This window comes from Pseudoalteromonas sp. C2R02 (genome assembly GCF_018860845.1).
Taxonomy (GTDB): domain Bacteria; phylum Pseudomonadota; class Gammaproteobacteria; order Enterobacterales; family Alteromonadaceae; genus Pseudoalteromonas.
The window spans coordinates 23,473-45,498 of record NZ_JAHKQC010000026.1 but is presented as its reverse complement, the minus strand read 5'-3'; the positions used below and the strand labels follow the sequence as shown (position 1 = coordinate 45,498).

At 33.9% G+C, this 22,026-nt stretch carries 22 protein-coding genes; 7 read left to right on the top strand and 15 right to left on the bottom strand.

The window, feature by feature from the left end:
* The first annotated feature begins 159 nt into the window (after positions 1–159).
* Positions 160–1,713, top strand: a complete 1,554-nt coding sequence (locus KO527_RS08780) for a CYTH domain-containing protein (RefSeq protein ID WP_216039942.1) — start codon at positions 160–162, stop codon at positions 1,711–1,713.
* A 91-nt stretch (positions 1,714–1,804) separates the two neighbouring features.
* The gene (locus tag KO527_RS08775; RefSeq protein ID WP_216039941.1) at positions 1,805–2,374 is read left to right on the top strand and encodes an START domain-containing protein; all 570 of its coding nucleotides are present in this window, start codon (positions 1,805–1,807) and stop codon (positions 2,372–2,374) included.
* On the opposite strand, the gene yacG is transcribed toward KO527_RS08775, so the two are convergent.
* From yacG to KO527_RS08725, 10 genes are all read right to left on the bottom strand, one after another.
* On the bottom strand, positions 2,364–2,597 hold the full coding sequence (gene yacG / locus KO527_RS08770; protein WP_042147191.1) for a DNA gyrase inhibitor YacG: 234 nt from the start codon (positions 2,595–2,597) through the stop codon (positions 2,364–2,366). The two genes, KO527_RS08775 and yacG, sit on opposite strands and share 11 nt — an antisense overlap.
* A gap of 198 nt (positions 2,598–2,795) precedes the next feature.
* Positions 2,796–3,809 carry an ABC transporter substrate-binding protein gene (locus KO527_RS08765; protein ID WP_216039940.1) on the bottom strand — a complete coding sequence of 338 codons (1,014 nt, stop codon included), beginning with the start codon at positions 3,807–3,809 and terminating at the stop codon, positions 2,796–2,798.
* Positions 3,810–3,934: 125 nt separating this feature from the next.
* Positions 3,935–4,639 (bottom strand): hypothetical protein, encoded by a 705-nt coding sequence (locus tag KO527_RS08760; protein ID WP_216039939.1) that lies wholly within the window; start codon positions 4,637–4,639, stop codon positions 3,935–3,937.
* Between the two features lie 177 nt (positions 4,640–4,816).
* The gene (locus KO527_RS08755) at positions 4,817–5,140 is read right to left on the bottom strand and encodes a DUF3718 domain-containing protein (RefSeq protein WP_216039938.1); all 324 of its coding nucleotides are present in this window, start codon (positions 5,138–5,140) and stop codon (positions 4,817–4,819) included.
* A 409-nt stretch (positions 5,141–5,549) separates the two neighbouring features.
* Positions 5,550–5,873: a DUF3718 domain-containing protein gene (locus tag KO527_RS08750; protein ID WP_216039937.1), complete on the bottom strand. Its 324-nt coding sequence runs from the start codon at positions 5,871–5,873 to the stop codon at positions 5,550–5,552.
* Between the two features lie 251 nt (positions 5,874–6,124).
* Positions 6,125–7,042, bottom strand: a complete 918-nt coding sequence (locus tag KO527_RS08745) for a hypothetical protein (protein WP_216039936.1) — start codon at positions 7,040–7,042, stop codon at positions 6,125–6,127.
* Positions 7,043–7,151: 109 nt separating this feature from the next.
* A complete protein-coding gene (locus tag KO527_RS08740) occupies positions 7,152–8,738 on the bottom strand; it encodes an AbgT family transporter (RefSeq protein ID WP_216039935.1) in 1,587 nt (528 codons plus the stop codon).
* Between the two features lie 199 nt (positions 8,739–8,937).
* On the bottom strand, positions 8,938–9,561 hold the full coding sequence (locus KO527_RS08735; protein WP_216039934.1) for a thiol:disulfide interchange protein DsbA/DsbL: 624 nt from the start codon (positions 9,559–9,561) through the stop codon (positions 8,938–8,940).
* Between the two features lie 8 nt (positions 9,562–9,569).
* Positions 9,570–10,292, bottom strand: a complete 723-nt coding sequence (locus KO527_RS08730) for a DsbC family protein (RefSeq protein WP_216039933.1) — start codon at positions 10,290–10,292, stop codon at positions 9,570–9,572.
* A 110-nt stretch (positions 10,293–10,402) separates the two neighbouring features.
* Positions 10,403–11,422 (bottom strand): winged helix-turn-helix domain-containing protein, encoded by a 1,020-nt coding sequence (locus KO527_RS08725; RefSeq protein WP_216039932.1) that lies wholly within the window; start codon positions 11,420–11,422, stop codon positions 10,403–10,405.
* A 166-nt stretch (positions 11,423–11,588) separates the two neighbouring features.
* Between KO527_RS08725 and KO527_RS08720 the strand changes: the two genes are divergently transcribed.
* Positions 11,589–12,383 (top strand): transporter substrate-binding domain-containing protein, encoded by a 795-nt coding sequence (locus tag KO527_RS08720; RefSeq protein WP_216039931.1) that lies wholly within the window; start codon positions 11,589–11,591, stop codon positions 12,381–12,383.
* 23 nt (positions 12,384–12,406) lie between these two features.
* On the opposite strand, the gene KO527_RS08715 is transcribed toward KO527_RS08720, so the two are convergent.
* On the bottom strand, positions 12,407–12,745 hold the full coding sequence (locus tag KO527_RS08715) for a HopJ type III effector protein (RefSeq protein WP_216039930.1): 339 nt from the start codon (positions 12,743–12,745) through the stop codon (positions 12,407–12,409).
* A 101-nt stretch (positions 12,746–12,846) separates the two neighbouring features.
* Here KO527_RS08715 and KO527_RS08710 point away from each other — a divergent pair, with 101 nt between their 5' ends.
* Positions 12,847–13,239: a membrane lipoprotein lipid attachment site-containing protein gene (locus KO527_RS08710; protein WP_216039929.1), complete on the top strand. Its 393-nt coding sequence runs from the start codon at positions 12,847–12,849 to the stop codon at positions 13,237–13,239.
* Positions 13,240–13,310: 71 nt separating this feature from the next.
* Here KO527_RS08710 and KO527_RS08705 read toward each other — a convergent pair whose 3' ends face one another.
* A complete protein-coding gene (locus KO527_RS08705) occupies positions 13,311–16,448 on the bottom strand; it encodes a TonB-dependent receptor (protein WP_216039928.1) in 3,138 nt (1,045 codons plus the stop codon).
* Positions 16,449–16,727: 279 nt separating this feature from the next.
* Here KO527_RS08705 and KO527_RS08700 point away from each other — a divergent pair, with 279 nt between their 5' ends.
* Positions 16,728–17,744, top strand: coding sequence for a prolyl oligopeptidase family serine peptidase (locus KO527_RS08700; RefSeq protein ID WP_216039927.1), 1,017 nt, complete (start codon positions 16,728–16,730; stop codon positions 17,742–17,744).
* Between the two features lie 49 nt (positions 17,745–17,793).
* On the opposite strand, the gene KO527_RS08695 is transcribed toward KO527_RS08700, so the two are convergent.
* Positions 17,794–18,960 carry a DUF4785 family protein gene (locus KO527_RS08695; RefSeq protein WP_216039926.1) on the bottom strand — a complete coding sequence of 389 codons (1,167 nt, stop codon included), beginning with the start codon at positions 18,958–18,960 and terminating at the stop codon, positions 17,794–17,796.
* 9 nt (positions 18,961–18,969) lie between these two features.
* Complete coding sequence (locus tag KO527_RS08690; protein ID WP_216039925.1) at positions 18,970–19,827, bottom strand: hypothetical protein; 858 nt, start codon at positions 19,825–19,827, stop codon at positions 18,970–18,972.
* A 233-nt stretch (positions 19,828–20,060) separates the two neighbouring features.
* Here KO527_RS08690 and KO527_RS26380 point away from each other — a divergent pair, with 233 nt between their 5' ends.
* On the top strand, positions 20,061–20,309 hold the full coding sequence (locus KO527_RS26380) for an urea transporter (RefSeq protein ID WP_354668609.1): 249 nt from the start codon (positions 20,061–20,063) through the stop codon (positions 20,307–20,309).
* 437 nt (positions 20,310–20,746) lie between these two features.
* Here KO527_RS26380 and KO527_RS08685 read toward each other — a convergent pair whose 3' ends face one another.
* The gene (locus KO527_RS08685; protein ID WP_216039924.1) at positions 20,747–21,166 is read right to left on the bottom strand and encodes a hypothetical protein; all 420 of its coding nucleotides are present in this window, start codon (positions 21,164–21,166) and stop codon (positions 20,747–20,749) included.
* A gap of 141 nt (positions 21,167–21,307) precedes the next feature.
* Here KO527_RS08685 and bluB point away from each other — a divergent pair, with 141 nt between their 5' ends.
* Positions 21,308–21,955, top strand: coding sequence for a 5,6-dimethylbenzimidazole synthase (gene bluB / locus KO527_RS08680; RefSeq protein ID WP_216039923.1), 648 nt, complete (start codon positions 21,308–21,310; stop codon positions 21,953–21,955).
* The last annotated feature ends 71 nt before the right edge of the window (positions 21,956–22,026 follow it).

Here is a 22,026-nt window from a genome sequence, read left to right as displayed (position 1 = left end):
TTTTAAGATGAAAAGCGCCTCAATAATATGAAGTTAAAGGTTTAATAGCAAGGGTACATAATTTAGAAGGCATATTATTTTTCAAAAAATTTGCTTTTATACTAAGGATTAGTTTATTTTGACTACTTGTTTATTTATTAAAGTCATTTTCCAAACCGAATGGATACAGAACTAACGGATACTGAGATAGAGCTTAAATTTTTAGTCTCAGATAATGTCATCGCTCACATTCCCGCTATTATCACTGAATTTGCTAAAAAAGTGATAAATAAGCCATCTAGAAATTTACAAAATGCATATTTTGATACTGCTAGTCGAGAGCTTAGAGCGCTTGATATTGGATTAAGAACTCGCTGCTTTGGTGGTGAAACATGCAATGATAATCAATGTGAGCAAACCATTAAACTTGCCGGAAAAGTTGTTGGTGGCTTGCATCAACGACCAGAATACAATTTACCTTTAGAGGGTAAACATCCTGATTTATCATTATTTGACGCAAATATTTGGCCTCATGGTATGCAGATTGATGCAATAAATCAAAACATCTATCCGATATTTAGCACTAACTTTATACGCCGTACATGGATTTTAGAGACTGAATCTGGCACTAAAATAGAGCTTGTTTTAGATAAAGGGGAGATCAGCGCATCAAATCAAGTTGAAACCATTTGTGAAGTTGAAATGGAGTTGGTCAGCGGTAGTCGTTCAGATTTATTTATACTCGCTCAAAAGTTAATTTCGCATTCAGAAGTTAGGCTTGGACTATATAGTAAAGCAGCACGAGGATATCGTATTGCAGACAATAAACCGCTTATCGCTGATAGTACATTAAACTCTGTCTCTTTAGAGTCAGATAGTACGTTAGAGCAAGCTTTTAGCGCATGTTTGCAGTATGGAATTGAGTTTGTGCAAAAACATGAACAATGTTACTTCGATACACCGGCTTTACATACCTTAAAGCGTATTAATGATGGTGTAAGCGTTATTATTCATGCGTTTGGTTTGTTTAGTAATATTTTAAACAAAGATAAAGTTAAACCTTTATTGGATGAATTAAACTGGCTTTTAAAAGAGTTAAGCTGGGTAGAAACGGCTGTTCAACTAAAGAATTACACTTCAAAAAAACATGCTTATTATAAAAAGATTAAAAGTGCACCTGAGTTAAATCAAGTTATCGATAACTTAAAGCTACAGCACCCTGATGTGAGCAAAATGCATCAAGTATTTTGTAGTGCGCGATACAATCATTTAATTTTAAATTTGACTATTTTTTTAGTAGATGAAAAATGGAAAAATGATTGGAATGCCACACACTTACAACTAGCTGAGCAGAAAGTAACAGATAAAGCCGCGAGTTTATTTGAAAAAGATTGGCATGAAATTAGAGGTTTAATTGGTTCAGAACAGGATATATCAGAAAAAACCTATATAGCCCAAAAAGAACAATTAGAGCGAAATTTATTAAGTGGCTGTTGTTTAGGTGACTTGTTTAATCAAGCATTGAGAGAGGAGTTTAGAACACCTTGGTTGGACATAATTCATGGTATTGATGAATTATGTACTTTAGATTACCTTAAACGTTTATGCTCTGCACAAAATGATGACAGTTTAAGTAAGATCAAAATCTGGTTAGAGCAAAAATCAGAAAACTTGCTTTCAGCAATGGAGCAAAGTCGTTTAGCAACATTTAAATCAGCACCATATTGGCGCTAAATACCGTTGATGAAAAATGATTAATAACTTGTTTATTAATGGAAAAATAAAATTATACCTGTTATTTATGCTTACTGTATTAAATATAAGCATGGCATATTCAACTGAGCCTTGGGTATTATATAAAAATAAATCTGGGATTAAGGTTTATAAAAAAAATACGCATACAGGCTTAGTTAAATTAAAAGCTCAGATGACATTAAAGGCTAAGGTAAGTGACTTTGTCTTTTTACTTGAAGATACTGAGAATGCCTCAAAATGGTTAGATGGTGTTATCTCGGTATCAGTTCTAAAGCGTTTATCTGAAGTTGAGAATATTGTTTATAGTGTATTTAATGCTCCTTGGCCTGTTAAAAATCGTGATATGCTGACTTATTCCATTTATCAGTATTATGACGATGGGAGCTTATTGATTAAAATGAAAACAGCTCTACCCAGTTTAACTGATGGCATTGAAAAAAGTGGTAACAATATCGCTATAACGGGGGTTGAAGCCAGTTGGCGATTAACCCCAGTACAAGATGGTATGCTTGAAATAACTTATATGGCTTATGCTGATCCAGGTGGTTCATTACCGAACTGGTTAATTAACCAGTTCGCATTGTCAGGGGCATTTAATACATTCAAAAACTTATTCAAAGCGTTAAAATCTACTCCTTAAAAAAATCTTGCTCATTTGCTGCAAGCATGGCTTCAATATCCTCTATCATATCTGCAGATATTTCAGCATCAACTTTCATAGGTGACGAAATCTTATTATTCTCAAATGACCACTCGCCTAAATCAATTAATTGGCAACGCTTAGAACAAAAAGGACGATGTTCTGATTTTTCATTCCAAACAACTTTGTTTTGGCAAGTCGGGCAGTTTACTTCTAATGTCATGTTAAATAGTCTCGTTTGAAATTTTTTGTTTTTTTAAATCAAAGCTCAATCTGCAAGCTATTTTATCACTTGCTCTAAAGTCAGATATTTATAATATTTTACCTAATTTTAGCTTAAAGCGGATTGAAATATAAGTAATCGGTATGATTTCCTATGGTATAGAAGTTATTACAGATTAAATAAACACTGAGGTTTAAGTTAGTTTAGGTGATCTTTGGCACTTTTAATTACATTTTTAATTGTAAATTTTTGTGGGGTAATATGGGCTTTAGTAAAATGTTTAAAGTTGATTTTACCTGTTTTATTTTGGCTGATTAACGCTATAATTTCTTGGCTATCTAGAGTGGTATTAGGTTGAAATATATCTAGCGTTAATTTCATTTCATCTGTTTTTAACTGTTTATTTGCGTGATCATATAGCATAACGAGTGCCTTAGCACCTAGCAGAACGTGTCCACCATAAGAAACATCTGTTTTATTACCTTCAGTGTCAATATCCCAATTAATGCCGCCAATAATAACTGGATGGTTAATTGCTAAGTCATTTATAGCGGCATTAGCCCCAAAGGCTATTGCGTCGTTAGCGCTCCATATTAAATTAATATTGTTTTCATGCTTTAAGATCCCCTTAGTTTTTACATAACTAAGGTTTTTAGACCAATTTGACACAGTACTATCAATCAAAGTGACATCATTTTGGTATTCTTCCAGAGCCTTAAATAAGCCTTGTTTTCTTGATATAGCGGCTGAAGTGACATAATCGCCTTGTAGTGCTAATAAATGTAAAGGGATATTTAACAGTCGTTTTTTACCAAGTTCTATTAAGTGAATTGCTAATTTGTAGCCAGCTTGAAAATTATCAGGTTTTAAATAGCCAATAAGATTATTAACTTGAGGTTTTGTTAAGGTAGTAAGTTCTTGGGGGCTGAGTGTATTTAATAAAAAAAACACAGGGATATTATGCCCTTTTAGTTTATTTAACATAGCAGGGCCTGTGCCTTTCTCATTCACAAGAATAAGATAATCTGGTTGTGCTTCAATGGCTTTATTCACTAAAGATTTCATATAAATATGATCTCTATTTGCGTAAAACGTAATGAGGTTTATAGATAAATCATCGGCAGCAGATTCCATAATGGTATTGACTTTAAACCAAAATTTTCCAGTTGAATTCTCAGTTGAAAAACCAGGGTTTATGAATATAATTTTCATGGGTTTTGCAATAAGGTCAAAATTAAAGAGGAAAAGTGCAAAACATAATATTAATTTAAACATCATAGAATCGCCTTTTTATTCATCCATTATTTTTAACTAGTTTAGCACATGTGCAATATTGACTAGTTTATTAAGTCGCCTATTATTTGAACGGTAGGTTTTTCATAATAAGTTGCAATGAGTAAAACGCGTTGCAATTCTTCATCAACAGTCATATTTTGTTTCTTACATAATATTTTTACCGCCTGTATAACACTTGCATAATTTTTTAAATCAATGGATTGCTGTGCTGTTTCAATTTCAATTAAAGCTAATAATGCGGTGAACTCATGTGCAGGCAAAGTATTTAAATTAGTATTTGCCAGCATATATGCTTCTATTGGTGTTAAGTTTTTATAATCTTTTTGTGTTAAAGCAGAGCTGAGTGATTCATTACTTTCAAATAACATCATAGAGCGTAAGTAGTTAAATGGCGGTAACTCTGAGTATTGTGCTTTACCCACTAATAAAAAGTGCAGAGTATTTCTTTGTTGCTGATTTACTTTACTAAAATTGTCATTTAGCTGTAGTGCAGGCGTAAAAAAACTTAATGCGTCACTCGTATTAATTTGATTTATCAGTGTTTCGGGTAAGCCTTTTGATTCTATGAATTTAGTTGCAATTTGCTGGTAAAACTCAAACACAGATAAAGACTTTTGACCTTGCTGATATACAAATGCTAATTGGTCTATATTTTCAATCTCGTTAGATTGCTGGTAAAAAGCTAAAAGCGCTTTAAAGTCTTTTTTAGTCAATAAAGTGAGAAGTGTCTGAATATGCGGTTTCATTAAAAGGAAGCTTTAGATTAATACTTAAAGTTATTGTAATCATAGTTAGTAAGTGTCACAAATTTAATCTAATAAAATATGTGTAAAAGAATTTAAACACTAAAAAGCCGCACTTTAAAGTGCGGATTTTTAGCTGATGACTGATTCTCAGTTTAAAGTTATTTATTAAATATAACTTTAAATTTTAGCGATATATTGTGTCGGTTGTGTGCGGTAGCTATTAATCTTTTTAGCGACTTTATTGGCGCCTTGTTCTTGTGCGAAGCTGGCAATATCAAGTCCATTACAGCTGACTACATCAGCGACTTTTTTCATTGATAGGCGAGATTCTGATACTGCTTGGCTAAACTTCATAAGCTTGCCTTTTGCTGCAGCAACACAGATTTCAGTTGAAACTGAGTTATTAGTCGCTTGAATATGTTTAGTATCTGCCATTGCAGAGCCTGCAAGTGTTACTGAAGATAATGCGATAGTTGTTGCTAATACTTTTAATGTTTTCATAGTCGTTCCCTCTGCAATATAAGCGTTAAATTATTTGATGACTGTTTTGCTTTGATGGGTTTAGATTAGCGTTTTTAAAAAGAGAGATGAGGCTTATGTGTTAAACGGATAAATCTGGTGATTAAGGGGGAAATTAAGTGATGAGTAATGTGTTTTTTAAAGATGTGCTATTATCAATGAATTTTTGGCTCAATTTATAGGAGCTAATAATTAATTCTTAATTGCCATATAAAAAGACTTAATCTAAAAATGGAAGTTAATACATAAAATTGATTACTAGTATGTCTTACTGAATACTTCTGGCATAGGGGGAAAATCGCAGGGGTTCTTATCAAGATGAAGTTACATACTTCTAAAAACACAAAAACCGCATACACGTTTGTATATGCGGTTTTTGTTTCTGAGATGTTTAGATTTTAGCAATATATTGTGATGGTTCTGTGCGGTAGTTATTAATTTTTTTAGCGACTTTATTGGCGCCTTGTTCTTGTGCGAAGCTGGCAATATCAAGTCCATTACAACTGACTACATCAGCGACTTTTTTCATTGATAGGCGAGATTCTGATACTGCTTGGCTAAACTTCATAAGCTTGCCTTTTGCTGCTGCAACACAGATGTCAGTTGAAACTGAGTTATCAGTCGCTTGAATATGTTTAGTATCTGCCATTGCAGAGCCTGCAATTGTTACTGAAGATAATGCGATAGTTGTTGCTAATACTTTTAATGTTTTCATAGTCGTTCCCTCTGCTATATAAGCGTTAAATTCTTTGATGACTGTTTTGCTTTGATGGGTTTAGATTAGCGTTTTTAAAAAGAGAGATGAGACTTATGTGTTAAACGGATAAATTTGGTGATTAAGGGGGAAATTAAATGATAAGTATGAGAATCAATTTAATACAGCCTGCTATATGGCCTGTATTAATACCAATCCCAATAAATATGTGATCAATAACTTAATAGAATTGGTATAACTAGTTTATATTTTTATTTTCTTTTATAAAAGTACATTTTAGCTGCGCCACTGCTCGATGCTTCGCTTAATGTATAAAATCCACTGCTATCTTGTTTCCATGCGATTGCTTCACCTTGTGGTTCGGCTTTATAGGGCAAACGTTGAGGTGCTGTTGTTAATAGTTCTTCAATGGACTCATTAGCTTGTTTTTTCCAGTAATAAATATTTCGATAGTCTTTTAATAATACTTCATTGCCAGCAACTGAAATATCACCCGCGACTATTTTATGGATATCAAGGGTTGCTACCTTAGTTAATATATTTATCTGTGTTGTTGATTGTGGGTAGCGAGCAACATAAACACCGACTTGCTTTTCTCGTTTTGAAATAACAAAAATATCTTTGGTGATCGGATCTACCATCAAAGTTTCAGCATCTCGCTTGCCATCAGGGAATTCGAAGGTGATAGTATCAATATGCTCTTTTGCAATGTTGATTTGGTTATCACTGGCTTGCTGACTGACATTAGGCTCTATAAAACGGTATATTACTTTTTCTTTGTATTGAGCGCGGTTATCACCAATATCACCCACGTATAAATAGCTAGTATTAGCTTTGGGGCCTGGTCCTATACTGATATCTTCCCAATCTCGAGCAATCGCACCTTCTAAGGTATAAGTGCCTAGGTTGTCACCTGATTGAGATATTAAAAAAATGCGATTTTTATCTCCACTGTCGTTATGAGTCCAAAAAGCGTTTGGATTATTACGACTTGCGACTAAGCCGGATGCTTCATCTATTTCATCTAATTTGAGTTTGCCGTGGTTAGCTGCTTGTTCAAAGAGAGCGCTATTTAAAGTGACATTTTCATTAACTTCATTTTTAGGAAGGCTGTGATAAACACCAATAGAAGCAACTATGATAATAACTGTGATAATCGTTTTTTTCATTATATTGTTTTAAGTGAGATTTAATGCAATTGAGTATACGTAAATGTGAAGAATAAAAAAGCCAGGATAACCTGGCTTTTTATAAAATACCTAACGCTTTGGGGATTATTTATGGCTGATAATAAATAGGTGAACCAGGACCTACAGGCATATTAAAAACAAATACCCAAACATAAAATAAAGCAACCCAACCAAAAAAGAAGACAATACTATAAGGCAGCATCGTGGCGATAAGAGTACCTATGCCCATATCTTTTTTGTATTTAACGGCTACCGCGAGAATTAAACCAAAATAACTCATCATAGGGGTGATTAAGTTTGTTACGGAATCGCCAATTCTATAAGCCGCTTGAATGGTTTCTGGTGCGTAACCAATTAACATTAGCATCGGCACAAAAATGGGTGCTGTAATAGCCCATTGTGCAGAAGAAGAGCCTAAGCTTAAGTTTACAAAGGCACACATTAGAATGAATAATACAAATACTTCAGGACCTGTTAAGTTCATCGCTTGTAATAATGTCGCGCCATTTACAGCTAAAATAGTCCCTAGCTTTGTCCATTTGAAAAACGCAACAAATTGCGCTGCAAAAAAGACTAATACGATATACATGCCCATAGAACTCATGCTTTTAGACATCGCATCAATGACATCTCTATCATTACGCATAGTGCCAACAACACGACCATAAACAAAGCCTGGAATGGCAAATGTGATAAAGATAAATACAACGATGCCTTTTAAGAAAGGAGAGCCTGCTACTAGGCCTGTGTCTGGATGTCTTAAAATACCGTCACTTGGTGCGATTGTAAGTGCTAATAAGCCAGACATCACTAATAAAGCAATACCTGCATATTTTAGGCCTTTTTTTTCTGTTGCAGTTAAGTGATCTATGCTGTTTTGGCTTAAATCAATACTGGCTTCATTGTCGTTGTATTTACCTAAACGCGGCTCTACAATTTTTTCAGTAACAAAGGTGCCCAAAATAGCGATTAATACAGTTGAAATCATCATGAAATACCAGTTAGCCTCAGGGCCTACTTGGTAATTAGGATCTATCATTTGCGCCGCGGGAGTTGTAATACCTGCAAGTAAAGGATCTATCGTGCCTAATAATAAGTTAGCACTATAACCACCAGATACACCGGCAAATGCAGCTGCAAGACCCGCTAAAGGATGGCGACCTAAACTATGAAATATCATAGCGGCTAATGGGATCAGCACAACATAGCCTAGCTCTGATGCGGTATTAGACAATATAGCTGCAAATACCACCATAAAGGTAACTAATCTTTTTGATGCGCCCATTACCATGCCGCGCATTGAGGCAGATAATAAACCTGAATGTTCAGCAACACTTACACCTAATAGTGCAACTAATACTGTGCCTAATGGTGCAAAACCGGTGAAGTTAGTTACTAAACCCGTAACGATTCTTTGTAATCCATCAGCACTCAATAAACTGACAACTTCAATCACGCCATCAGCTTCTCTACCTGCAGAACCTATTGGGCGCGGATCTATTGCAGATAAACCAAACCAACTGGCAATGCCGCTGAATATGATGATGGCTAAACAAAATAAAGCAAACAAGGTAATAGGGTGAGGTAACATGTTACCTAAAAATTCAACCGTAGCTAAAAAGCGATTAAACCAACCTTTTTCCTTATTAGGCGCTGAGGCTGTAGTTGTCGTCATAAAAAAGTACTCAAATTTCAAAATTTCGTAACCATAACATTAATGGAAAAAATGACCTATTAAAATTGCGGTGAATTTTATTTTTTTACGATGTATAACAGAGGGTTTAAGTTTCATTAGTTAAAATTTAGGTTCTGTTTATATTTTACAAATTATAGCGGGGGGTTTAAAAGGCAAATTAAATTTGCCTCAGTACGGATTAAGTGTTTTTAGTGAGTAGGTAAATTACTAAATCATTATATTGACTTTGATTGCTAATTTTATGTGTTTCGACTTTATATTTGCCGTTAATAATTACCGTTGGTACAGTTGTTACGCCTTGTTTTCTTAAAACTGCGGTATTTAGTTGTGCCTTATTAAACAGTGTTTTCACGGCAAAGCTATTAAATGTTTTATCAAAGTCTTGCTCTTTTATGCCATTTAATAAAAATATATTTTTAATGTCTTTGATAGAATTAAAGTTAGCTTTATTTTTATGAATATAGCTAAAAATAGCTGGAGTTATCTGCTGTTTCACTTTAAGGATATCAGCAGTGATCAAAGCTTTAGTAAGTGCTTGTTCAATTTCTAAATTCTTACCTGGCATGCCATCAACATGATTTTTCGTAAAAATAACATCACTCGGTAAATTAGCGATGAGATTTTTCATCACGGGTTCTTGTTTATAACAATGCGGGCAATAAAAAGAGAAGAATTCAATAACAGACTTTTCTGTTTTAAAGGGTGTTTTAACTTCAGTATAATGTTTACCCAGTTTGAATTGTGTTGCATTAGCTAATGTTGAAACAAATAAAATAACTAAGGCTAAAAGTTTAAATTTCATATCAGTTCCTAATTAAGTATTTGAGTGAGTTGCTCTGAGGTAAGGTAGCCTGGAGTTATCGAACCATCTGGAAGTATGATTGTTGGCGTAGAATTAATGCCAAATTCAGAAGCTAAAGCAAGCTGCTGCTTTAAACTACTCTTGCATGCGTTATTAGTGCTAAATTGGTTATTCATAGCCAAAGTCATATTGTGTTGCGGGTTATCAGAGCACAATACTGAGTTTGTTTTATCAAATGAGGGGGAGTTTAAACCTGCTCTAGGTAGCATAATGTAATTTACTGAAATTCCTTTGGCATTGAGCTCTGGAATTTGTTTATGAAATTGTCTGCAATAACCACAATCTATATCAGTAAATAAAGTGATTATATGTTGCTCTTCAGTAGTGGATGGAAATTTGAGTTGCATATTTTTAGATAAATTGTCTAATTTAAATTTTCTATTTTGTTTTTCTTTTAATTCAACAATGTTTGTTTTGCTGTGAGTATCTATAATTGCGCCAGCAAAAATATATTTACCATCGCTGCTTGCAAATAGTGTTTTAGTCCCTAAATTAATTTCAATTAATTGTGAATCGTACTGAGTTATTTTAAGATCTTTTTTAGTTTGCAATAGTGCGATTATTTTATTTTTTATACTTGGTTCTACAATGATTTGAGTTTGGCTTTGAGCAAGATTGCTGTTTGAATAAAAGCATAATGCGAGTGCGAAACTCAGTGATTTTAATTTCATAATTTAACTCCTTTATTGTTAAGGAAGTTATATTATAAATTGTGTATATAAGTGAGTTAATTAATCTATAAAGACCTATAAATATCTATATATTAAGCTTAAACAATGACTTATGAATTAAACGTATCTTTCAGATAAATCGTGTTTGAAAGTAAAAATTCAGACTCTTTTAAAGGAATACATACTGTTTTTTTATCATGGATTGAGAGCTTTTTAATTTGATCGCACATATCTGAATATAATTTGTTTTGTTTTAAATTATCTTGATAGTTTTCGTTATTTTTATAATAGCTTTCGGCTATTTTATCTTTTTGTTGCTGAGAGTTATGGCTATCATCTATTACTTTTAATAATGATGTGACTCTTTCGTCAGTAGCAGCGATAGAACATACCGATTGAGAGGCTTTTAAAACATTTGCACCATTAATCGCATATTGCAATGCATCAAATGCTAACCCCTGCTTAGCGTAAATTCGACTTAATAGGTCTGAAGCCATTGAGTAGTTATATGATGAGGCTATTTTATTATGTAATATTTCTCTGGCGTATGACTCTGAAGCCGTTAATTTATTTTGTTGAAATAAGCTTTCAGCTAATAACAGTTTTGTTTCTGTTGATTCTGGGTTTTCTTTTAAGCTAAATTGCAACCACTTTTGGGCTTCTTGATTATCACCATGAGATAAAGCCACAACAGCTTTTGAATAAGCAGTGATTGCAGGTAAATTAGTATTGTTAATATCTGCTTGATTATTGCTTGTAAAAAATAAAGCAGATGAAGCGAGACATAAAGTACTTGCGGCTATGCTTAGGTATGCTTTTTGTGGTGTATTTTTAATTTCGCTGGTGGCAGCGACCCATTGGTAACCTAAATTAGGTTGTGTGCGAATAAGCTCATTATCGGATAGCTTTCTTATCTCACTGATCACTTGAAATAAAGTATGGTCTTGCACATGCTCTGTCAGCCATACTGATCTAAATAGCTCTTTTTTACTGATTATTTTATGTCTATTTGCAATTAAATAAGCCAAAAGCATTGCTGTTTTTGGGCGAACAGTATGTTTGATTTTATTTTTTGTTAACTGATAGTTTTCACTATTGAATTGAAACTGTTCAAATTTATATTGCGACATAAAAAATACTTATAACTTTTGTTTGTTAAAAGTTAGCAATTTATTTTGGTCGGTGCAATCTTGTTACAATTTAGTTTTTATATAGTGTGTATTTATAGCTCTGTTTTTTTGAAATCATTACTAGGTTTGTATATTATCTGCCGACTTAATTTTATGCAGGTTTTTTATGAAGCGTAATATTCCATTGCTACTAATAATGTTATTTAGTTGTAATGTTTTTTCTCAAAAGGTTACTGTTCCCAAGGTCCCCCAACGTTTAGAGGTTTACGCAAATCATATACCGCCCTATTCAATAATTGATAATGGTGAAATATCCGGTTTTAGTGAACTTATTTTTAGGCGTTTAACAGAAAAAACACAATATCAGGTAAATTATAATCAAATTAATTGGGCTCGTGCTTATAAAAATATTACAACAGAACAATACGCTGTGATGCTTGCTTTATCACGTATACCAAAACGAGAAGCTTTATTTCATTGGGTTGGTAAAACGGGGCACCTAACACCAAGTATTTGGTGTAAAAGTGAGAGAGCTAAAGAATATAATATTATGTTTGAACATGACATTTCTAATTATACATTTGCTGAAGTGAGGGGGTTTAGGTTTCATAGTTATTTAGATTCATTAGATCGTTTCCCTAAAAAAAATTTACAGTTAACACGAGACAAAGATCAAGCTATTGGTTTGTTAATGAAAGAACGCGTTGATTTCATGGCGGGGGATGAGCTCGTCTTAAGGTGGCGATTAAAAACATTAGGGCATAGCTTTACTGATGTTTCGCGTGTTTATCAATTTAATAATACAACTAATGATTTATATATAGCTATGAGTAAAAATACGCCCTTAGAAATTGTTAATGATTTTAAGAAAGCTTATGAGGAACTTAAAACATCTGGTGAATTAGCTAACTTGCGCCAAGCTTGGTTAAATAAATTAAATGAGGAAATAGATAAACAATAATAAGTGCTTATCTATTTTTAAGGCTATTTTGCTTTTAATGCCAGAGTTTTAAATTCAATACCTTGCCAGCCCGTCTTCATAAAATTTCTAATATTTTGATGATCTGTATTTGAAGGGTTTTGCAATACATCTTCACGGTAGTATTTACCAAAACATGCCAAAGTTTGTTCTTGAGTAAATTGATTCAATTTGGCGAATGAAAAAATTTTACATGAACCTGAATTGTCACCTGCTTGATTGGTTAAATCGCCATTTTTAAATTCTTGCGCTGTGAATTCGTAATTTGCGTCTATAACAGCCATCGTATCAGTGAATTCAATTGTATTTTCAGCAGTGTTAAGTTTTTCTAAAAAGCTATCCATCTCAATCCGTTATTTTTGTTTACATGATAAATGAATTATTACTTTACAGTATTTATGATTAAAAATACCATTTCATATTATTCCCTTATTTTATATCTCAGATGAAAAAATTTAATATTTTATTTATAGCCGTAATAACTTTAGTATTAGCTGGTTGTAATACCACAATCCCTGTACGTGATTATATGAATCAAACAATTCCACATTATGGCAATACGCCAAAAACCATCTCAAACGTTGAAAAGTCGATTATAAAAGGTGCTGTTTCTCTTGGTTGGCAAGCTAATGTGATTGAGCAGGGTAAAGTGGAAGCCACTTTGTTTATTCGTTCTCATAAGTTAGTTGTAGAAATAATACATGATGATAAGAACTACTCAATAACATATAAAGATTCTGTAAACTTAAAGTACGATGGCCAAAAAATACATCGCCAATATGCTAATTGGGTTAATAATCTCATAAATGCGATTAATGCAGAAAATATTAGAGGTTAATCTTTTTTGGATAGAAAAAAGCAGCGAATAAACTGACGCTGCTTTTGGCTAGGTTTAGTTTTAAAGTTAAGTTAAAACTTATAACGAATACCAAATTGTGCTTTCCACACCGATGGTATTTTAGCTACGGTTGGCGTTGGTTGGGTAAAGTTGTCATAAACATATTGGCCATCTACGATGCTGACATCTACAACAGGTGCATTAAAAGGTTGAACGTAAGAATCAGCACGGCCCCAATCGTCATTTAGTAAATTACCCACATTTTCGATATCAAATGTGATTTCTAATTTTTGTTCACCAGAGATATTTATTTCTTGCGCCATATGTAAATCAAAGCGATTTATCCAACTACTGGTACAAGCATGGCGACGAGAGATTGTGCCTGCAGATAAACATCCTGCGCCATTGATGTAATCAAAGAAGCCCTCTTTATCAAAGCCATCAGCATAAGTTACGAGTGGGTCATTTTCACCAGTTGGTACATATAATGATTGTGAGTTATAGCCGTCCCAAGATGCAAAGTCTACAAAGCCACCAAAAGTACCTGCAGTTCTCATTGTATGGCTATAATGACGACCTTCTCGACCATTATACATCAAAGCTACTGTTGTTAAGTTATCGCCAAATAACTCATGAGTCCAAGTTAAATTGGCTGCGATAATATGGCGAACTTCAAACTCAGAGTTAAATACTGTTTCTGATTGAAAGTCAGAATTTGCAGGCATTGAGTAGCCTTCAAAAGCGACAAAAGCATTGCCTGGGTTTACTTCGGTAATATCTTGATAGCTATAACCCATGCTGAAATTAAAATTACCGTGTTCGGTATAAAAGTTTTTATCCGCATTAAATGACCAGACTTGACCTTCGCCTTCATTAGTATTTGTTAGGCTTAAATCAAATGGTTCCGGTGAGTCATAAATAGGTCGGCCATCTGGTGCAGTTTGCACCGGTATCATGTTTAATTCGCGATAAATGGCTGCATCCTTTACTTTACTAAAGAGTACATCAGCACTTAATTGCCAATTATCGCCTAACATGCCCAGATCTTGTCTGCGTTCTATGCCTAAGTTTAATTTCCAAGTACTTGGAATTTCGAAATTAGGATCGATACTGTTAGTATCACTATTACCACCACTAAAACCGCCTGCAGCTAAAAAGTCTAAAACTTCTTGAGGTGTGCTTTTACCATCAAAACATTCACCAAAACAGCCTGCAAATGTTTTTCTTACGCCATCGTTACCATATGAGTTAGATAACCAAACATTAGGTGCGCCACCACCAAATAGACCAATACCACCCCGAATAATCGTATCATCATCATAGGTATAATTTGCACCAAATCGTGGTTCAAATAAATCTAAACCATCATAATTATTTTGATTACTATAACCATGGCGCTCTACAAAGTTTTGATTTAATACTGGTTTATCGTCATTTTTGTACTTGGTATATCTAAAGCCATAAGTAAGGGTTAAATCGTCGGTAATTAACCATTCATCTTGTGCATAAAAGGTGGTTGTTGTGTATTGAAATTCATCAACGGCATCGCTTGCATCACCTGTTAGTGCATTTTGAAATACATGAAACCCTGCGTTATTTTCAAAACTTTCAATTGAATCAAAAGTAGTCATGCCTAACGAGCCAAATACAAAGGTATTAACAATATCGAGTTTTTCATGTTCAATACCAAAAGTTAAAAAGTGTTCATCATTTAAGTAATAATCAGCCTTAAATTTTAGCATGTCTCTATCATTGGCCAGCGCGTTTGCATGTCTGAATTGGTCTGGTCCTATATAGAGTTGTCCGCCATTAGGCGTGCCAATTAAGAATTGTGCAAAGTTAGCACCCATTAGTGGCACTTGCTCTGTATTTACTTCTTTACGCGCATATTTAAATTCTGTAGATAAGTCGTCATTCCAATCAGAAAAAACTTGTAAGCTATATGCTTTAAGTGACTCATTCATATTGTAGCGATTTGATTCAGCTGTCGCCCAAATTGCATTAGGGAAGGTTTCAGCCCAATAATCACGTACTGTATTGCCTTCGTTATCTTGGTAGGTCAAAGATGAACGATGATCATCGTTTATAAACCAATCTAGTTTTAATAATAATTTTTCATCTTCTTCATCAGAGGCGTTGTTATATCCGCCGATATCGTAATTCCAAACATCTTGTGCGATTTGTGAAATACGATCAAAATCACCTTGGGTTACACCTGTTTTTTCATTTGGGTCAACGACGCCATTCTCATTATCCAAAGTAAATTGGTAGGGTTTCGTAGCATCAAACTTTTCATAAGAAGCAAAGAAAAATAATTCATCCTCAATTAAAGGACCACCTAAAGTAAAGCCGTAAATATCTTCAGAAAAATCACCTATATTAAGATCTTCACCTTCGCTTTTATCGCCAGTCATACTGTCATCAGAGCGATAATAAAATGCGGAACCATGAAATTCGTTAGTGCCTGATTTTGTCACTATATTGACATTACCACCTTGAAAGTCACCATAAGTCACTTCAAAAGGTGCGATATTAACTGCTAATTGCTCTATGGCATCAAGAGAAATAGGCGTACGGCGACCTGGGTAACCATTTTTATTTAAACCAAAGTCATCATTTTGTTTAACACCATCTACGGTTAAGCTATTACCACGTACATTGCCTCCCGCAATAGAAAGCGCAGGGCCACCATCAGCTGTTGGATCTACAACCATGCGAGAATCTCGTTGTAATACGGATTTTAAGTCTCGGCTTATCGCTGCTGAATTATTAATATCGCCTTCATTAAAGTCTTTGCTAGGGCCTTTTCTATAAGCACCCGCCATAGACATTTGACCGCTGACTTCAATACGTTCAATTTTTTGTACTGCTTCTGCCACTAAGTTTACTTTTGATGCTTGACCTAACTGTAAAAATAAATCATTTATATTGTCGAATTTAAGATCCGTACCATCAGTAACCATCACAGAATATGGACCGCCAACAGGCAAACCTTTGGCTTTAAATAATCCACCTTCAGTTGTCGTGAGTGTTTTAACTTTTCCAGTTGGTAAATGTGTTACTTTAATCGTGATATTTGAAAGTGCCATTCCGGTTGAATCAACCACTTGGCCTCTAATAGCTGATGATGTATCAGATGCCATTGCTGGTAGCTGTGTTAGCAATATAGACGATGCTATTATTGCGACTGCGATTTTATTGACCCGCATCTTTTTATCCCCGTTGTTGTCAAAAATAGCGGTATTATTTTTAATCAGGTATCAAGTTTGTTTTGGTTAAAATAACACCATCATAAATGTAGGCAATAATTTCGAATTTAACAATAAGTTAAAGGAGTAGGGGGATATCAGCATTTTTTATTGTATAGCTAAAAATAAGCACTTTGATATTTTAAATGATTAATATAGAGCTTAATTAAATAGATTGATTATTCTAAAGTAATTAGGTACAAGTTACGTTGGAATTTAATTTGAAGATATTGATAAATAATGAAAAAAATAAAATTACATGGAAAGTATATTAAAACAGCTTTCATTACAGCGACATTAGTTACAAGCTTTTTTGCTCAGGCAAATTTTGTTGAAGAAAAAATAGCAATAGATAACCCTAAAACTTGTTTTACAGGACCTTTTTCAACTTATGAATACTGGATGGATTATAATAATAAAAAGTTTTCACGTTATAATAAGAAAAAGTTTGCGAAATGGTACCCAAAAGAGCGATTTGATAAAATAAAAAATAATATAGAATGTTTTGATTTTACTTATCAAGTTGATGGTTTCACCATAGCTGGGTTTTATTTAAAACCGAAACAAGTAATAGATAAAAAGTTACCTGTAGTTATTTATAATAGAGGCGGAAATGGTGCTTACGGCACAACTCCTTTTGATATTAAAGTAGGGAAATTAGCTGAACTTGTTAAAGAAGGTTTTATTGTCATTGGCAGCTTATATAGAGGTAGTTCATTATCAATACTTAATAATGGGGAAGATGAATTTGGTGGAGCTGATATTAAGGATGTTTTAGCTTTAACTAAAATATTAGAAGCATTACCTGAAGCCGATACAAGTAGAGTTGGTATGTATGGGTGGAGTCGCGGTGGTATGCAAACTTATATTGCAGCACAATCATTACCTAATATTAAAGCAATTGCTGTAGGTGCTGGCGTAAGTAATCAAGAGCTGGCATTAAAAATACGTCCTAAAATGGAAAACGTACTTATAAAAAGAGTGCCTAATTTCAAAGAAAATAGAGCTGTAGAGTTAGAAAAGCGCTCAGCTATAAAATGGATTGATAAATTACCAAAACAAGCGCCTATTTTGTTATTGCATGGTGATAAAGATAAAAGGGTTAATGTTAAGCAATCGATTCAATTGGCGGCAGCATTAAAAAAAGAGAATCATCCTCATAAATTAGTGGTTTACCCTGGTGGCAATCATGGTTTAAAAAGAGAGAGCAAGAAGGTTAATCAAGAAGTTGCAACTTGGTTTAAAAAATATTTATAAACAGAAAAAAGGGGCTAACAGCCCCTTTAGATCTTAGAAATAATATCAACTACCAAGGTCTATCTTGTTCTATGATTGCTTTTGATACACTTGTTTGCGGTAATACCATCATTCTCGTTTGATCTGTCAAAATAATATTACTTAAAGAGTAAGGCCCTTTTGTTAGCGCCGAGACTTTAAAAGGCATAGTTAAACTTTCATCATAAAATAAAAACTTAGCTACTTCAGCTGTTGCTATATCAACTTTTTGATTGTTCAGAGTATAACCTTGCAAAGTAGCTTTTACGGCAAAGCGACCTTCTTGGGTAATACTCACCGGTACACTGACATTGATTAAACCTTTATTATTAGGCTCAATGTTTATATCCGTTGTAAGTATATTTGCAGTTTGGGCTGTTTGAATAAAAGGCACCTTGATGGTTCTTTTTATTTTATTGGCTAAGTGTTTTGCACTGACATCAAGCTCTACTTGATATAGTCCTTTTACTGCTCCTAGTTGCTCTAACTCATTAGAAAAATCTATCTTACCCTGATTATATTTAAGCTCAACAGTTTCACCTAAAGGGCTAATTAAACGCGCACTTACATCGGCATTAGCAAACTGTTTATTAGTAAGCTCAGCTTTGATTGTTAATTGCGGTTGAAATTGCTTTTTAATTTCAAGCGGTGCAGTAACGTTTAACTTAAATGCTGAATTTTTATCTTTAACATGCACTATGTATTTATCGTCAGCAATAAGCGGTTGAGCATACTTTAAAACGCTAGGTGCATTGAGTGATGCATTTTGTACTTTTAAAGCAATACTACCATCTTTAAATCCAGCTAATGCCATTTCTTTTTGTGCTGCAAGTTGTACTAACTTTTGCTTACTCGCTAGGTTATTTCCTAATTGAATTTGATTAAGTTCTAAATTTTGAGGTTTAAATACTGCTCCTTGATCAAATCTGGCTTTAGGGGTGAGTTTCACTAAAGTAGAGGCATCGCTAAGATAAACTTTAACGCCTTTATTTAACTGGGCACCAGTTACAACTTGCCAATATTCATTACTGGTATATGTTTTTTTATTTTGTTTTGTTAGATCAGTTTTATAGCTAGATGGCCATTGATAAAATGTCGCCTCATCATTGTTAGCCTGCGCATGTGACGCACAAGATATCGCAATCGCTAAGAATGAGACGGCTGTAGATAACTGATTTATTGTTTTTGAAGTTTTCATTGCTATCTCCTAAATACGATTACGTAATAAGCTGTCTAAACCAAAACATTTACGTCGGCTTTGATGATGGCTAAAAGGTTCACTGCCGTTAGATTTTGATTTATCAGTAAACCAAACGCTACCTGCAGCTGATTGTGAACTACAGTTTAGAAAACCATCTGAACAGCTATCTAGCCAGTTTTGGGTTACCTCTAGCGCTACTTGATATTGATAACCACCACAGTAGCTATCTCCATCCCAAATAGCTGAATCGACATCACTGCCTACAACTGATTCAAAAGTGGATTGTAAGTTTGGTCTACCTGAAGTGCCAAATAACCATTGTTGGTTATAAAAGTTCATCCAACTCACTTGTTGTTGTTTTACCGCATCACTGCCATAGCCTAATAACCAGCCTAAGCTCGTTTCAAAAGTATTACCTGCAACTGCAGCATCGGCGAGTGGCGTACCACCGCTTGATGGTGCGAGTGCAATTGTATGTTTTACCTTGTTAATGATATCAGGATAACGGCTGTCGTAAGTTGGATTAGATAAAATCCAGCGAACAATATTACCGCCATTTGAATGTGTTATGAGCTTTAACTCAGTGATCCCTTGAGCAGAGATGAAGTCAGTTAATCCCTGGGCTAAGCAACCTGAGGCACTTTCATTCCACATAAACTGATCAAAATCACAGTTTATCACCGTGTATTTATTTGAGTTAGGTAAGCCTTGTCTCACAGAATCTATGAACTCAGACGTCCAGTAGTCATTTCTAGCATCGGTTTGTTTACCTGTACCATGAATGAAAGCTAATCCTGTATTGGCATTTGCGACACAAGTCATTAGTGAAGCAAAGATGAGTCCTGTTTTTATTGTTTTTTTCATTGTGTGTTCCTGTAAATTGATTATGTATTTACTGGTTGGAGGTTTGACCTCCGATCACAATTTATACAGTGAAGTTTAAAAAAACAACATTTATTTACATTTAAATTACAAGTGTACCGCTTTAGGTTGATGTTGTTCGGCTTTTAACAATAGATGATTGCTGAGTTTTAGCTCTAATTTAGCTGGGGAAACTTTTTTATTTAAATATCGTTTTTATAAACACATTTTTTAAAATGATGAGTATCATATGCCTCTTAGGTTTTAATGCTTTATTAGTTGCGGTTGCAGTTTCGAGCAGATATGCCAGTTTTATAAAACCAATTTTAGGAATTATTTTATCTGTGATAATTATGAGGTTATTTCAGGTTTATAATATACCGGCGCTTACCGCGCTATTTATATTGTCCACTTGGATTATCTTAATTTTTAAATTCAATTATTTACACAGTTTTAAAAAACTGGTTGTAATAAACAAAAAGTGAGCTGTTAATTTTATAAGTTACAGTTTTATTATATTTATAATAATTTTTCATTAATTTTGTAGATGTTTTAGGTGCAAACTATTTAAATCAGCTATACTTTACTTGTTTCATGAAGAAGCTCATAACGGAATATTATTTAGCTTCGTTTTAGCTCACTTGCTTACCCTAGTGGGCTTCTTTTTCTTAATGTATTTGTTTATATTTCAACAGTTTACCCTAGTGAACTTCTTCGCTCTTAAAATATTCTCCTTATATTTCAATGACTTAACTTGGTGAGTTTCTTTTTCTTAATGTATTTGTTTATATTTCAATAACTTACCATGGTTGACTTCTTTCCTCTTAAAATGTTAGTTTAGGTTTCAATAGCTTATCCTAGTAGGCTTCTTTTAGCTTAGTATTTAGATCTTTTATTCTGTTTTAGATTTCCATAACTTACCCTAGAGTTCTTCCTTATCGAACATCCAATTTTTCACATAATCACAATTAGGATTCACTTTTAAAAACGCTTCTATAGAGTCATAAAAGTTGACTTTAATGTCGATATCTTTCCAAGTGTCTACAAGTACATGTTTAACAAGATTGTTGCTTGGCATTAAGTAATCAACTTTTTTATAACCTCTGGAGATCATATTTTCAAAGTATTTCTTTGCAAGTTTTCGACTATCGTCAGTAACAAGCTCCCAATCAGCTAAATTTACGACTGCATGGTTTGTTATGTTTTTAGGAAGGAGGTTAGTTACAGTATGCATTTCTTGGAAGAATTTATTCAATCCCTGCACGTTGAATTGACCTATTAATTCAACATACATTACAGAGCCTTCGATATGATATGACCAGTCTCCATGAGCCATGAACATAAGCTTTCCTTTAGGTTATTTAGCATATAAGTAATTAAACCAAAGCGGATGACTTTAAACAATAAAACCTAGACAAAAGTCTAGGCTTAAATTAACTAATCTTATTTAATCTCAAATATTATTAGTTGTATCTAAAGTCTAATGAAAATAACTGAACTTGAACGCGATGCCGTTTACAAAACTATTTTTTCTCGCAGGGATGTACGAGGACAGTTTAAACCAAAACCAATTCCTGATGACGTTTTAAAACGCATTTTGACTGCAGCTCATCATGCACCCAGTGTTGGTTTTATGCAGCCGTGGGATTTCATTGTTGTTAAAAATCAGGTTGTGAAAGAAAAAATAAAACTCGGATTTGAAGACGCGAATAAAACGTCAGCAGCTATGTTTGATGACGAAAAAATGCAGCAATATAAAAACCTAAAACTTGAGGGAATTTTAGAATCTCCAGTTGGCATTTGTGTCACTTGTGATCGTAGCCGAAATGGTCCGGTCGTGCTTGGGCGAACTATTAACCCTGAAATGGACTTATATAGCAGTGTATGTGCTGTGCAAAATTTATGGTTAGCTGCGCGGGCTGAAAATATTGGTGTTGGCTGGGTAAGTATTATTCATGATGATGTGATTAAATCTGCTTTAAATATACCTGAGGATATTAATATAATTGCTTATTTATGTTTAGGCTACGTAACGCAATTTAATGATAAACCTGAGCTTGAAAAACTAGGTTGGTTACCGAGAAGAGATGTTGACAGTGCTATTCATTTTGATGGTTGGAAACAGAAATAGCGCTCAGTTATTAGTCTTTGTTCATAGGCATCATAAACAAAGACTAATATACTTAAACTTTACACTGCGCA

Bases quoted from the DNA above. Each gene is read 5' to 3' on its own strand.
- bluB (WP_216039923.1), top strand. From the start codon at position 21,308: ATGAAAATAACTGAACTTGAACGCGATGCCGTTTACAAAACTATTTTT.
- KO527_RS08755 (WP_216039938.1), bottom strand. From the start codon at position 5,140: ATGAAAACATTAAAAGTATTAGCAACAACTATCGCATTATCTTCAGTA.
- KO527_RS08750 (WP_216039937.1), bottom strand. From the start codon at position 5,873: ATGAAAACATTAAAAGTATTAGCAACAACTATCGCATTATCTTCAGTA.
- KO527_RS08690 (WP_216039925.1), bottom strand. From the start codon at position 19,827: ATGAAAAAAACAATAAAAACAGGACTCATCTTTGCTTCACTAATGACT.
- KO527_RS08710 (WP_216039929.1), top strand. From the start codon at position 12,847: ATGAAAAAATTTAATATTTTATTTATAGCCGTAATAACTTTAGTATTA.
- KO527_RS08730 (WP_216039933.1), bottom strand. From the start codon at position 10,292: ATGAAATTAAAATCACTGAGTTTCGCACTCGCATTATGCTTTTATTCA.
- KO527_RS08775 (WP_216039941.1), top strand. From the start codon at position 1,805: ATGGCATATTCAACTGAGCCTTGGGTATTATATAAAAATAAATCTGGG.
- yacG (WP_042147191.1), bottom strand. From the start codon at position 2,597: ATGACATTAGAAGTAAACTGCCCGACTTGCCAAAACAAAGTTGTTTGG.
- KO527_RS08700 (WP_216039927.1), top strand. From the start codon at position 16,728: ATGAAAAAAATAAAATTACATGGAAAGTATATTAAAACAGCTTTCATT.
- KO527_RS08780 (WP_216039942.1), top strand. From the start codon at position 160: ATGGATACAGAACTAACGGATACTGAGATAGAGCTTAAATTTTTAGTC.
- KO527_RS08735 (WP_216039934.1), bottom strand. From the start codon at position 9,561: ATGAAATTTAAACTTTTAGCCTTAGTTATTTTATTTGTTTCAACATTA.
- KO527_RS08695 (WP_216039926.1), bottom strand. From the start codon at position 18,960: ATGAAAACTTCAAAAACAATAAATCAGTTATCTACAGCCGTCTCATTC.
- KO527_RS08745 (WP_216039936.1), bottom strand. From the start codon at position 7,042: ATGAAAAAAACGATTATCACAGTTATTATCATAGTTGCTTCTATTGGT.
- KO527_RS08705 (WP_216039928.1), bottom strand. From the start codon at position 16,448: ATGCGGGTCAATAAAATCGCAGTCGCAATAATAGCATCGTCTATATTG.
- KO527_RS08760 (WP_216039939.1), bottom strand. From the start codon at position 4,639: ATGAAACCGCATATTCAGACACTTCTCACTTTATTGACTAAAAAAGAC.
- KO527_RS08715 (WP_216039930.1), bottom strand. From the start codon at position 12,745: ATGGATAGCTTTTTAGAAAAACTTAACACTGCTGAAAATACAATTGAA.
- KO527_RS26380 (WP_354668609.1), top strand. From the start codon at position 20,061: ATGATGAGTATCATATGCCTCTTAGGTTTTAATGCTTTATTAGTTGCG.
- KO527_RS08725 (WP_216039932.1), bottom strand. From the start codon at position 11,422: ATGTCGCAATATAAATTTGAACAGTTTCAATTCAATAGTGAAAACTAT.
- KO527_RS08685 (WP_216039924.1), bottom strand. From the start codon at position 21,166: ATGTTCATGGCTCATGGAGACTGGTCATATCATATCGAAGGCTCTGTA.
- KO527_RS08765 (WP_216039940.1), bottom strand. From the start codon at position 3,809: ATGAAAATTATATTCATAAACCCTGGTTTTTCAACTGAGAATTCAACT.
- KO527_RS08720 (WP_216039931.1), top strand. From the start codon at position 11,589: ATGAAGCGTAATATTCCATTGCTACTAATAATGTTATTTAGTTGTAAT.
- KO527_RS08740 (WP_216039935.1), bottom strand. From the start codon at position 8,738: ATGACGACAACTACAGCCTCAGCGCCTAATAAGGAAAAAGGTTGGTTT.